We start from the raw sequence: 12,666 nt of genomic DNA, 5'->3' as shown, positions 1-12,666 counted from the left end.
GGCCCGCGACGCACCGCGCGTCGCGGGCCCGGGGCCGTTTCGGCGACGGGAAACAGCAGGTCGGGCCGTCCCGCTGCTGGTCGTCAACTTCCCTCCGGGCCTAGCATGTTGTGAGGTGTGAACGGGGTGTCCGGCAGGGTGGGCGGGGGTGAGGGGCCGTCCGGGCCGCGGCGGGCGCCCGTCGATGGGGGAAGCCCCGGGAGGGGCACCGAGGGGGAGCAAGGGGGAGCGATGGAGAACGAACTCTTCACGACGCTCGACCGGGCCGCCGGCCGCACCGCCGCCGAGCCCGGACTGGAGACACTGGTGTGCGGGCTGCTGGCCCAGGTGGCACGGGGGACCCGGGTGCTGAGGGCGGTCGCCCATCCGCTCGGCTTCTACTGCCTGCCGGTGGTGCGCGACGGCGCGCTCGGGGTCTGCGTGCACGTCTTCGACCCGGCGACCGCCGCCGGGCAGCGCGAGATCCACTGCCACAGCTGGGAGCTGAAGAGCAGCGTGCTCTACGGCCGGGTCGGGAACCTGCGGGTCGGCGTGCACGACGAGCCCGCCCGGCCGACCCACCGGGCCTACGAGGTGATCAGCGACGCCGCCACCGGGGTGGACGAGGTGCGGCCCACCGCGCGGCTGGTGCGCTGGGAGCCGCTCGCCGAGCGGACCAGCGGGCGCGGCGAGACCTACACGCTGGGCGCGGGGGAGTTCCACGCCACGGTGCTCCCGGACGGCACGCCGGCCGCCACCGTCGTGCTCGGCCGCACCGTGCCCGGCCCGCTGGACGTGGTGCTGGGCCCGGTGGACGGCGCCGCGCACCGGGTGGTGCGGCGGCTGTGCGGAGCGGAGCGGACGGCCCGGATCGCCGGCGAGGCCGCGAGGAGGATCAGTGGGCAGTACGGCACCGGACCCGGCTGACGGGACGCGGCCGCACGGGCGGCGGCCGGACGGGCCGGCGCCGGACGGACCGGGTCGCGACGGCACGGGGGCGTACGCGCGGGAGTGCCGGGTCGCCGTGCGCGCCGCCGAGGAGGCGGGCGCCCTGCTGCGCTCGCGCTTCGCCGACCCCTTCCGGGTGGACACCAAGGGGACGGACGGCGACGTCGTCACCGAGCTCGACCTGCTCGCCGAGGAACTGGTCGTCCGCCGGCTGGCCGGGCACTTCCCGCGGGACCGGATCCGCGCGGAGGAGGGCGGAGACCGGGCCGGCGAGCCCGGTGGCCGCCGCACCTGGCTGGTCGACCCGCTGGACGGCAGCAACAACGTGGTGATCGGCCTGCCCGCCTACGTGGTCGGCATCGCGCTCTGCGTGGACGGCGAACCGGTGCTCGGCGTGGTGCACGACCCGGTGGCCGGCCGTACCTGGCGGGCCGTGCGCGGCGCCGGCGCGTACGGCCCGGCCGGCCGGCTGCGGGCCCCGCACCGTCCGCCCGGCGCCGTCCGCCCGGTGCTCGGCTGGACCCAGGGCCACGGCGTGCCGCGCGGCGACCCGGTGGCCCGGGCGCTCAAGGACGGCCTGGAGTCCGGCGCGCGCCGGGTGCTGCAGCTCTGGGCGCCGCTGCTCACCTGGGCGCTGCTGGCGGCCGGCCTCGTCGACGGCTTCGTCGGCTACCGGGCCGAGGAGATCGACCTGCCGGCCGGCTGCCTGCTCGCCACCGAGGCCGGTCTGGAGGTCCGGGCACTGGACGGCGGCCCGTTCAGCGCCCGGACCGGGCAGCCCGACACGGCCCGCAGCTACGTCGCGGCCCGGCCCGAGGTGCTCCCGCGACTGCTCGCCCTGGTCGCGGACGCCGTCCGCGGCGCCTGATCACCCCGTCCGCGGCGACCGGACGGTCCGGGCCCGCCGCCGGGCCGGCCCGGCCCGCCCGTTCCGGTCACCCCGTGAGGGCCAGCGCCGCCGTCGCCGCCGCCACGGCGCCGACGGCCAGCACCGCGCTCGGTCCGGCCACGCCGCGCAGCGGCACCCGCAGGCCCGCCGAGCGGCAGCGTTCGAACCACAGCAGCGTCGCCAGCGAGGCCCACGGCGTCACCAGCGGACCGACGTTGGTGCCGATCAGCAGGGCCAGCAGCTGGGTGTGGTTGCCCTCCGGCACCGCGGCCTCGCCCGCCAGGTACACCGGCAGGTTGTTCAGCAGGTTGGACAGACCCGCGCCGACCGCCGAGGCCCGGAACAGCCCGAGCGTGCCGCCGTCCGCGCCGATCGCGTCGGACAGCAGCCGGTGGAGCCCGTGCGCGTCCACGGTCTGCACCACCAGGAACATGCCCGGCACCATCACCAGCAGCCGCCACGGAATCAGCGAGGCCCGCAGCCCCTCCGGCCGCCGCACCGCGAACGCCCCCACCACCACGGCCGCCGCCGCGCCGGAGGCCACCCAGAGCGGAACCACCGCCGCCAGGCTGGCCACCAGGAAACCGGCACAGGCCAGCGCGCAGATCCGGAACAGCACCCGGTCCCCGGGGCGGTGCGCCTGCGGCGGCACGTAGCCGTCCGCGCCGCGCCGCCCGCGCCGCCAGTAGAAGCCCCACAGACAGGCCATGGTGACCAGCAGGGCCGCCAGCTGCGGTGCCCACAGCGCGCGGGCCAGACCGGCCGGGGAGAGCGCCACCCGGTCGGCGGCCAGCAGGTTGGTCAGGTTGGAGACCGGCAGCAGCAGGCTCGCCGTGTTGGCCAGCCAGACCGTGGTCATCGCCAGCGGGAGCGGCGCGATGCCCACCCGGGAGGCCAGCGCCAGCATGACCGGCGTGAGCAGCACCGCGGTGGTGTCCAGGTTGAGCACCGTCGTGGTGAGCGCCGCGAAACCGACGCAGAGCAGGAACAGCGCCGGATAGCTGCCCCGGCCGGCCCGGGCCACCCAGGCCGCCACCACGTCGAACACCCCGGCGGCGCTGGTGAGCTCGGCGAGCACGATCACCGAACCGAGGAACGCCAGCAGGGGCGCGACCCGTTGCACGGCGGCCCCGGCCGAGTCGGCGGGCAGGAGCCCGGTCGCGAGGAAGAGCAGGCCGCAGGCGAGCAGCCCCGCCGCCAGCAGGTCCAGGGGGTGCAGCCGCTTGACGGCGGGCCGGTACGCAAACACGGACGTCAGCGTCGCACACGCGGGGTCACCGGTCGAGGCCGCAACCCGTACACCACTGCCGCAACCGGACACCCGTTCGGGGATCGCGGCCGAAAACCACCCGGAGCCGTTGGCGCAAAACAGGGTTGAGGGCCCCGGGTTGGGTCATAAGCTCCTCCCATGGGGGCTCTTGACGCGACCCCGGGTGGCCCCGGGCCGATCGACTTCTTCATCAGCTATTCGCCTGCCGACGAACGCTGGGCGTCCTGGATCGCCTGGACGCTGGAGGAGGCCGGCTACCGGGCCTTCCTCCAGGCGTGGGACTTCGTCCCCGGCACCAACTTCGTCGACTTCATGGACCGCGGGATCACCGAGTCCGCGGCCGTCATCGCACTGCTCTCGCGCAACTACGAGCGCTCGCGCTACGGCCGGATGGAGTGGCAGGCCGCGCTGCGCGCCGACCCGGACGCCCCGGAGCGCCGACTGGTGACCGTCCGGATCGAGGACATCCCGGTGGACGGCCTGCTCGCCACCCTCACCTACATCGACCTCGTCGGCGTGGCCGAACCCGACCGGGCCCGCGGGCTGCTGCTCACCCGGGTCGCCCAGGCGATGGACGGCCGGGCCCGCCCCGAACTGGTCCCCGGCTACCCGGGCGACGCCGGAGCCCCCGAGCCGGGCCGCGGCACCGCCGCCGCCCCGCCCCCGGCCGACGCCGCCGGCCGCGCGGGGCGGCGCCGCCCCACCGTCCGGCCCGAGTACCCGCAGGCCGCCGGCCGCCCCGGCGGACGCGAGGCGATCAGCGTCCTGCACCTCGCCGGACCCGCCTTCGGCAGCGGACACGACCCGGTCGACCTCCAGGCCGCCCTCTGGGGCGACCTCGTCGAACTCGCCGACCTCGGCGCCCCCGCACCCGAACTCGTCGTCGTCACCGGCGACCTCACCGCCACCGGCAGCCCCCGCGAGTGCGAGCAGGCCCTCACCTTCCTCACCGGGATCCGCAGCCTGCTCGGCCTCGAACCCCACCGGGTGGCCGTCCTGCCCGGCGGCCTCGACGTCAACCGGGCCGCCTCCCGCGCCTACTTCGCCACCTGCGAGGCCGACGAACTGAGCCCCGCCCCGCCGTACTGGCCCAAGTGGCGCCACTACGCCCGGCTGTTCCAGGAGTTCTACCAGGGCCTGGACGTGGTCTTCGACAGCGCCCAGCCGTGGACGCTCTTCCCGGTGCCCGAACTGGGCACCGTCGTCGCCGGACTCAACTCCTCGATGGCCTGGACCCACCGGCCCGAGGACGACCACGGCTGGCTCGGCCCCGAACAGGCCGCCTGGTTCGCCCAGGCGCTGCGCCCCTACGAGAACGACGGCTGGCTGCGGATCGGCGCCGTGCGCCACCCGGTCGCCGCCCCCGCCGCCGGCCCGGCCGGCGCCCGGGACACCGAACCGCTCCGCGACGCCGACCGGTTCACCCGGCTCACCGCGCCCCGCCTGCACCTGCTGCTGCACGGCCCGGCCGACGGCCGCACCGCCCCGCGCACCCTCACCACCGCGGCCGGCGACCTGCCCGTGCTCGCCGCCGCAGCCCCCGGCGCCCACCAGCTGCTCCAGCTCACCCGGGACGGCCTCGTCCGCTGGCCCGCCCCCGCCCGCACCGCCGTCCCCGGCGCCGGACTCCAGCGGCTCACCGTGCCCTGGCGCCGCGCCGCCCGCGCCTTCCCGGCCCCCGAACCGGCCCGCCAGGCCGGCCCGCCGCAGCTGGAGACGGTCGGCGAACCCGCCGACACCGACCACGAGGCCCGCGCGCTCCTCTCCCCCCAGGCCGCCCTGCTCGCCCGGGTCGCCGAGGTCTGCCGCACCCGCCACCCCGGCGCGCAGATCCGCCCGGTGGCCGGCGACCCGACTCAGCTCTTCGTCACCTGGCCCGAGTCCGGACTGGTCCGCCAGCAGCGCGTCGCCGCCTCCGTGGGCACCCCCACCGAGGCGGAGATCGAACGGTTCGTCGACTCGGTGCACGCCGACGGCGCCGCCCTCGACGCCGAACTCGTCCACGACGGCCCGCCGCCGGCCCGCGAACTGCGCGACCGGGCCCGCCGCCGGGGCGTGCGGCTGCGCAGCTTCCTGGAGTTCCAGGGCCTGCTCGACCTGCGCGGCCACGTCGCCGCCCAGACCGAACGGCTCGCCACCGACAGCCAGTACCACCCCGACCTCTACCTCGCGCAGCGCTACCGCGACACCGAACGCCCCAACGGCGACGAACGCGAGGGCCTGGTCGACGAACTGCTCCGGCTGCTCGACTCCGACCACGGCCGCTTCGTCCTGCTGCTCGGCGACTTCGGCCGCGGCAAGACCTTCGCCCTGCGCGAGCTCGCCCGCCGGCTCCCCGCCGAACTCCCGCACCTGTCACCGCTGTTCATCGAGCTCAGCGCCCTCGACAAGGCGCACTCGCTGGACGGCCTGGTCGCCGCCCACCTCACCGAGCACGGCATCGAAACCCTCGACCTGCGCGCCTTCCGCTACATGCTCCGCCAGGGCCGGGTCGTCCTGCTCTTCGACGGCTTCGACGAACTCGTCAACCGGGTCAGCTACGAACGCGCCGCCGACCACCTCCAGGTGCTGCTCGACGCCGCCGTCGACAGCGCCAAGATCGTGGTCACCAGCCGCACCCAGCACTTCAGCTCCCACGACCAGGTGCTCACCGCGCTCGGCGAACGGGTCGGCCTGCTCCCGCAGCGCCGGCTGATCGCCGTCCAGGACTTCACCCCGCACCAGATCCGCGGCTACCTCGGCAACCGGTACGGCGACGAGGAGGCCGCCGACCGCCGGATGCGGCTCCTGGAGGCCGTCCCCGACCTGCTCGCCCTGTGCCGCAACCCCCGCCTGCTCAGCTTCGTCGCCGACCTCGACCACGACCGGCTGCGCGCCGTCGCGGGCGCCGGCCGCGCCCTCAGCGCCGCCGGCCTCTACCAGGAGGTCTTCACCTCCTGGCTGCGGTTCGAGGAGGAACGCGGCAACGGCGGCCCCGGCGCCGCCCCCGGCCTGCGGCTCGACCAGCTCTGGCAGGCCGTCACGCTGCTCGCGCTGCGCCTGTGGGAGAGCCGGCGCAGCTCCGTCCCGCTGGACGAGATCGTCGACATCGCCGGCGTGCTCGGCGGTCTCGCCGACACCCGGATGCCCACCCCGCAGGTCGCCCACGCGGTCGGCTCCGGCAGCCTGCTGATCCGCTCCGACGAGGGCATGTTCCACTTCATCCACGGCTCGGTGGTGGAGTGGCTGGTCGCCCGCGCCGCCGCCGAGGCCCTGGAACGCGGCGACCACGGCCTCCTCGCCCGCGGCTCGCTCAGCCGGCTCGCCGTCGAGTTCCTCTGCGACCTCGCCGACCACCAGGTCTGCCAGCGCTGGGCCCACGCCGTCCTGGACGCCGGCGAGGCCGCCACCGAGTCGGCCCGGCTCAACGCCGTCAAGGTCCTCGACCGGCTGCGCGTCCCCGCCCACACCGACCTGCGCGGCGCCACCCTGGCCGGGGAGGACCTCTCGCACCGCGACCTGTCCGGCGTCGACCTGTTCGGCGCGGACCTGCGCGGCGCCCGGCTGCTCGGCGCCAACCTCGCCGGCGCCGACCTGCGCGGCGCCCGGCTGGCCGGCGCCCGCCTGGACTCCGCCGACCTCAGCGGCGCCGACCTGCGCTTCGCCGACCTCCACGGCGCCCGGCTCATCCGCACCGACCTGCGCGGCGCCCGGCTGCGCGGCAGCCGCTGGCAGCGCGCCGCGCTGATCTCCGCCGTCACCGACGCCGAGGTGCTGGCCGCCCCCGAACTGCGCGCCGCCGCCATCGCCCCCGGGCTCCCCGTCGAGGCGGGCTTCAGCCCCTCCGAGGTCGGCGTCCCCTACGGCTTCGACGTCCGCTCCACCCGGCTGCCCGAACCGGTCGCCTTCAGCCGCGACGGCCACCTGCTCGCGGTCGGCTCCGAGGACGGCAGCGTCCTGGTCTGCGACGCCGTCACCGGAATCGCCCTGCGCACCCTCAAGGACCACATCGGCCGCGTCTACGTCGTCAAGTTCGCCGGCGACGTGCTCGCCACCGGCAGCGCCGACGGCACCGTCCGGCTCTGGGACCCGGTCTCCGGCGAGTGCCGGCACCGCCTCGACGTCCACCCCGGCGGCGTCTGGCCGGTCTCGCTCTCGCCCGACGGCCGGATGGTCGCCACCGGCGACCTCAACGGCGTCGTCACCCTCTGGGACACCGTCACCGGGGAGCCGCTGCACCGGCTCCCCGGCCACGCCGCACCCGTCTACACCGCGGTGTTCAACCCCGACGGCACCCAGATCGTCACCGGCGACCAGGGCGGCGGCGCCCGCCTCTGGTCCACCGTCAACGGCCGCCGGCTCGCCCTCCTGCCCGGCCACCAGAGCACCGTCTACCGCTCCGCGTTCAGCCCCGACGGCACCCTGGTGGCCACCGCCGACGGCGGACCCGACGACGGAACCGGCGGCACCGTCCGGATCTGGGAGGCCGCCGGGCGCCGGCTGCGCCACAGCATGCCGGGCCACACCGGGCGGATCTACACCCTCGCCTTCCACCCCGACGGCGACCTGCTCGCCAGCGGTGACACCGAGGGCGGGATCCGCTTCTGGAACCCCCTGGACGGCACGTCCGCCGGCCGCGCCGAGGACTCCACCGGCAAGATCTACCAGGTCACCTTCGACGAGGGCGGCACCCGGTTCGCGGCCAGCGACAGCGACGGCGGGGTCCGGGTCTGGCGGGTCGGCGGCAACGAGGGCGGCGGCCCGCGCGAGATCACCCCGCTGCGCCGCCAGCCCCCCGAGCACCGAGGCTCGGTCTGGGCCTGCCGGTTCCGGCCCGGCGCCGGCCGCGCCGAGGCGGAGACCGACCCGCTGCTCGTCACCGGCGGCAACGACGGCCGGGTCCGGCTCTGGGACCCGGCCAGCGGCCGCAGCCGCCAGCTGCTGCGCGGCCACGGCCGGCGGGTCGGCTCGCTCACCTTCAGCGGGGACGGCACCCTGCTGGCGGCCGGCGGCAACGACGGCTCGGTCCGGCTCTGGGAGCCCGCCACCGGCCGCCACCTGCGCGAACTCTCCGGCCGCAGCAGCCGGCTGGTCTCCGCCGTGTTCAGCCCCGAGGACGCGGTGCTCGCCACCGCCACCAACGACGGCGACCTGTGCCTGTGGAACGCCCGCACCGGCGAGTACCTGCGCGAGATGGACGTCGAGACCGAGCACGTCTGGGCGGAGGCGTTCAGCGCCGAGGGCTCCCTGGTCGCCACCGCCAACGACGACGACACCGTCCGCATCTGGTACCGCCGCACCGGAGCCCACCTCACCACCCTGCGCGAGCACCGCGGGCGGGTCCGCTCGATCGCGTTCAGCCCGGACGGGCGCCAGCTGCTCACCGGCTGCGACGACAGCAAGGTGCGGATCTCCGACATCGGGACCGGGCGGGTGCTGGCCGAACTCGACGGCCACACCGACCGGGTGTACGCGGTCTCGCCGGCCTCCGACAGCGCCTGGCTGGCCAGCGCCTCCTGGGACGGCACCGCGCTGATCTGGGTGGACCGCACCGTCCGGCACCGGCTCACCGGCCACGTCGGCCGGTTGTGGACCGCCGCCGCCCACCCGCACCGCCCGCTGCTCGCCACCGCCGGCGACGACCGGGTGGTCCGGGTCTGGGACCCGCTCACCGGCACCGAACTGGCCGGCCTGCGCGGTCACACCGGCCGGATCCTCGCGGTCACCTTCAGCCCGGACGGCTCGCTGCTGGCCAGCGGTGGCGAGGACGGCACCGTCCGGCTCTGGCGCGTCCCGGAGGACGGCCGCCCGACGGCGCTCGCCACCCTGCTCGGCGCCCCCGACGGCTGGGCGGCCCTGCTGCCCTCCGGCGCCTACAAGTGCGAGGGCGACGTGGCCGGCGAGTTCTGGCACGCCGTCGGCATGTGCCGCTTCGAGCCCGGCGAGCTGGACACCCACCTCCCCGGCGTCCACCGCCTCGCTCCGGAGGCGCTGCTCTAGAGGCGCTGCTCTAGGAGGTGCCGCTCCGGGAGGCGGTGCTCCGGGAGGCGGTGCCCTCGCGGGCGGTGCTCCGGGAGGCGGTGCTCCGGGAGCACCGGGCGACGACGGAGGGCCCCGCCGGACGCACACCGGCGGGGCCCTCGTTCAGGATGTGCTGCCTCCGGTACCGGACCGTGCCGCCGGTACCGGGAGGTGCTACTGGTACTGCGCGGTGAGGGTGACGCCCGCGAAGTCCTGCTGCGCGGCGAGGCTGAAGAACGCCCAGCCGGCCGGCGGGTTGGTGATGGTCAGCGTCTCGGTGTTGCCGGCGTTGGCCGACTTGGCGAGGAAGCTGCCCGTGGTGGCCCAGTTGGCGCCGCCGTAGTAGAGGTCGGCGTTGCCGGTGCCGCCGCTGCTGGTGATGGTCAGCGTCCTGACGCCGGCCGGCAGGTTGATGAAGTGGTAGCTGTAGTTGCCGGCGGTGGCGGTCAGGTTGTCGCGGCGGCAGTTGTTGTCGAACTGCCGGGTGTCGGCGATGGTGCAGACCGGGGTGGTCGGGGTGACCGGGCCGGTGGGGGCCTCCGGCAGCGGGCCGCAGTCGTTGGTGGCGCACTTGGTCAGCCAGGCGTCGAAGCCGGCGTCGTAGCGGGTGCCGATGGTGGTCTTGAGGACGGCGCGGGCGCCGTTCCAGTCACCGGCGCGGTACTTGGTGAGCACGGCCTCCATGTCGGAGCGGTGCTCCTGGAGCATGTAGCGGACGGCGAGCCAGCCCCAGCGGTACACCCGGTTGGAGTTCTCGTCGGCGTCGGCGGTCTGGCCGTAGACGGTGTCGAACAGCTCGCTCAGCCTGTAGGTCTTCTTGGCGGCCTCGGCGATCGCGTCGGCGTTGCGCTCGCCCCGGTAGCCGTAGGAGATGTTCTCGGCGATGCCCTCGACCCACCAGATGGTCGGGGTGGTCTGGCTGGCCTCGAAGTCGCCGGCCATGTTGTAGCGGCCGTCGAGGTAGTGGGTGTACTCGTGGTTGAGGTTCCAGATCGAGAACGACGGCCGCAGCCAGGAGGCCTCGTGGGCGATGAAGCGGGCCTGGTTGCCGGCCACGGCCGGGTTGCCCTCCTCGTACATGCCGCCGTTGTCGACGTCGATGTCGTAGAACGCCCAGGCGTACAGCGCGTACTGGTCGTAGTCGTCGAAGGCGACGACCTCCAGGTTGGTGTTCACGTCGCCGGGGATGGCGCCCTTGTCACCGATGATCCGGTGGAAGTAGGCGTCCTGGTTGATCAGGCTGGTGCAGGTGGTGTCCAGCTGGGCCGGGGACATGTCCTGGGCCTTGATCTTCAGGCCGTCGTTGCAGACGCGCTGGATCGGCAGGATCACCGGCATCAGGCGGGTGCTCAGGTCGCAGATGCCGTAGTCCGCGCAGTGGCCCTTGTCGAACTGACGGGTGGCCCAGCCCAGGTTCATGGTGATCGGGGCGGTCGGGCCGGTGTTCGGGTAGCGGTTGATCAGGTCCTTCATGATCGGCCGCAGCGGGGTCCGCAGCTCGGGCACGGCCAGGGCGTGGCCGAGGTAGCGGCCGATGTTGCTGACGACGTCCCAGCGGTTCAGCTGCGAGTCGTTGCGGGTGACGAAGCCGGACCAGGTGGTGAGGAGGGAGGGGTCGGCCTTGAGGGCGGCCTTCCAGCCGGCGGCGTCGGTCTTCGACTCGTAGGCGTCCTTGAGGACCCAGTCGAACTCCGCCACGGTGTTGGTCATCTGGGCGGGCCAGGTGGCGCCGTTGTAGTTGGCGAGCAGCCACTTGAACACGCCGGCCTCGCGGCCGAGGGTGTCGCTCTGGCCGATCACCTTGACGACCTCGACGAGGAGCGCGCCGTTGGCGTCGGTGACGTCCTTGCCGTGCGCGGAGGCGAAGAAGGCGTCCAGCGCGGCGCCGGTCGCGGAGTTCAGCGCCGGGCCGTAGGTGCCGACCGCGGCCGGGTACTTCCACTGCACGTAGTAGCCGGCGCGCAGGAAGAGGACCAGCTGGCCGATGTTGGTGCTGTTGTCGCCGGGGTAGGCGGGGGAGGCGTCGCGCAGGGCGTTGGCGACGGTCACCATGTTGGCCTCGCGGAAGGCCTTCACGCTGTCGCCGGTGAGGTTGAACAGCGGGTAGGTGCAGTCGACCCGGGGCAGGGCCTTGAGCTGCTGGACCAGCGCGCCGCCCGTGGCGTTGATCACTCCGGAGAGGTCGGGACAGGGATCGGCGGCGGCCGAGAAGCCCTTGGCGGCCTTGGCCGGCTGGGTCGCCGGGGCGGCCGGCGGGGCCGTCTCCCCGGTGCTGTCCTGGGCGGACAGCTTGAAGGGGCTGGCGCTCCTGGCGTCGGGCGACTTGGGGACCGGGATCGAACGCGGCGTCGACGAGGCGGCGCCGGCCGGGGCCGTGGCGCCGGTGGCGGCGCCGGCGCCGGCGGCCTGGCTCTGCGGTGCGAACAGGCCGAGTGCGATGAAGAAGGCGGCGCCGAGCGCAGGGAGCCTGCGCGCGTCGGCCTTGGATATCCGGAAGGGACGCATCTGTGGGGGCCTCCGGGGCCGTAGGGCCGCGTTACTGGGGCGCGGCCGCTCGATGTGTGACATGTAAAATGGCACATGTTGCTGCGCGCTGGGAAGATCGGTGATCGAAGAATCGCCCGCCGCAACCGAAACGTTGTCAGGGGCCCGTCGAATGAGTCCTTTGTCCTGGAATCTCCGGCGGCCGAGCGCGTGTCCGACCGCTCCCGGTGCCCGCCGCCCTGATGGCTGTCATGACCGTTCGTCCATTTCACTCATGACTTGACCTGGCAGGGGTGTGACGGGCGCGGCGTGAGGAATATGCAGGAGCCCCTTGTTCGTTTCTGCAACTGATACGCAATAGTGTTGACCCGGCACGATCGTCACGTTGAACTCGCCGAAAGGGGCCGTGTCCTGATGGGCACCTACTCGCTTCCCGACCTGCCGTACGACTACTCCGCGCTGGAGCGCGCGATGTCCGCGGAAATCCTGGAGCTTCACCACTCCAAGCACCACGCCGCGTACGTCAAGGGCGCCAACGACACCCTGGAGCAGCTGGCCGAGGCGCGCGACAAGGAGCAGTTCGGCGGTCTGGTCGGCCTGCAGAAGACCTTCGCGTTCCACCTGTCCGGCCACGTGCTGCACTCGCTGTTCTGGCAGAACCTCTCCCCGGAGGGCGGCGACCGCCCCGAGGGCGAGCTGGCCGACGCCATCACCGAGCACTTCGGCAGCTTCGAGGCCTTCAAGAAGCAGCTGACCAACGCCACCACCGGCGTGCAGGGCTCCGGCTGGGGCATCCTCTCCTGGGAGCCGCTGGCCGGTCGCCTGATCGTCGAGCAGGTCTACGACCACCACGGCAACGTGGGCCAGGGCACCACCCCGCTGCTGGCGTTCGACGCCTGGGAGCACGCCTACTACCTGCAGTACCGCAACGTCCGCCCGGACTACGTCACCCGCCTGTGGGACGTCGTCAACTGGCAGGACGTCTCGGCCCGCTTCGCGGACGCCAAGAGCGCCTGACCCCTCCCCGGGGTGAAGCGACCACGATCACCTGACCCAGGGCAGGGCAGGTAACGGAGGGCCCCGGCCGGTGCGAACC

The 12,666-nt window shown here is 74.4% G+C and carries 6 protein-coding genes; 4 read left to right on the top strand and 2 right to left on the bottom strand.

Annotation, left to right across the window (positions count from 1 at the left end; all coding sequences use genetic code 11):
• Nucleotides 1-231: 231 nt before the first annotated feature.
• On the top strand, nt 232-906 hold the full coding sequence (locus ACFCX4_RS27805; protein WP_376147933.1) for a hypothetical protein: 675 nt from the start codon (nt 232-234) through the stop codon (nt 904-906).
• Nucleotides 907-1,003: 97 nt separating this feature from the next.
• Nucleotides 1,004-1,795: an inositol monophosphatase family protein gene (locus tag ACFCX4_RS27800; protein ID WP_376147930.1), complete on the top strand. Its 792-nt coding sequence runs from the start codon at nt 1,004-1,006 to the stop codon at nt 1,793-1,795.
• A gap of 67 nt (nt 1,796-1,862) precedes the next feature.
• On the opposite strand, the gene ACFCX4_RS27795 is transcribed toward ACFCX4_RS27800, so the two are convergent.
• A complete protein-coding gene (locus tag ACFCX4_RS27795; protein ID WP_376147927.1) occupies nt 1,863-3,065 on the bottom strand; it encodes an SLC13 family permease in 1,203 nt (400 codons plus the stop codon).
• A gap of 159 nt (nt 3,066-3,224) precedes the next feature.
• Here ACFCX4_RS27795 and ACFCX4_RS27790 point away from each other — a divergent pair, with 159 nt between their 5' ends.
• Nucleotides 3,225-9,065: a TIR domain-containing protein gene (locus tag ACFCX4_RS27790; protein WP_376147924.1), complete on the top strand. Its 5,841-nt coding sequence runs from the start codon at nt 3,225-3,227 to the stop codon at nt 9,063-9,065.
• Between the two features lie 195 nt (nt 9,066-9,260).
• Here ACFCX4_RS27790 and ACFCX4_RS27785 read toward each other — a convergent pair whose 3' ends face one another.
• Nucleotides 9,261-11,591 carry a collagenase gene (locus tag ACFCX4_RS27785; RefSeq protein WP_376147921.1) on the bottom strand — a complete coding sequence of 777 codons (2,331 nt, stop codon included), beginning with the start codon at nt 11,589-11,591 and terminating at the stop codon, nt 9,261-9,263.
• A gap of 393 nt (nt 11,592-11,984) precedes the next feature.
• Here ACFCX4_RS27785 and ACFCX4_RS27780 point away from each other — a divergent pair, with 393 nt between their 5' ends.
• On the top strand, nt 11,985-12,587 hold the full coding sequence (locus ACFCX4_RS27780; RefSeq protein WP_376147918.1) for a superoxide dismutase: 603 nt from the start codon (nt 11,985-11,987) through the stop codon (nt 12,585-12,587).
• Nucleotides 12,588-12,666: the final 79 nt, after the last annotated feature.

Source organism: Kitasatospora sp. NPDC056327, from assembly GCF_042261735.1.
Lineage (GTDB): Bacteria > Actinomycetota > Actinomycetes > Streptomycetales > Streptomycetaceae > Kitasatospora.
Note: the sequence above shows the minus strand (reverse complement) of the source record. Positions and strands in the feature narration are given on the sequence as shown.